The 258-nt window shown below is 52.3% G+C and carries 1 protein-coding gene; it reads left to right on the forward strand.

Going from position 1 to position 258, the window contains the following annotated elements; translation table 11 throughout:
- Positions 1–180, forward strand: a 180-nt coding sequence (locus tag R0K30_RS22530) for a polymorphic toxin type 47 domain-containing protein (protein WP_410613140.1), incomplete at its 5' end; no start/stop codon positions are given.
- Between the last annotated feature and the right edge of the window lie 78 nt (positions 181–258).

The raw sequence follows: 258 nt of genomic DNA on the forward strand, positions 1-258 counted from the left end.
GGTGCAGGTGGCGCCAAAGTAGCATATGACGCACCTCATGCAGATATGGACTCGGCGCAAGGCCACGATAAACCCCACATTGGATGGCAGACTGCTGGCAAACGAGGATGCGGGTGTCAGCGCGGAAATATTACTTATGAGGGACCACAACATCCCCATAGGCCCGACCAAAAGCTGTGAGGAGGTGTCTAGTAATGGAAAATCTTGATGCCGACGATTTCAAGGCTGAACTATCCATTGCACTGAAGAATTGCGGCC

The sequence above is a fragment of the Bacillus sp. SIMBA_154 genome (genome assembly GCF_046536015.1).
Lineage (GTDB): Bacteria > Bacillota > Bacilli > Bacillales > Bacillaceae > Bacillus > Bacillus pumilus_P.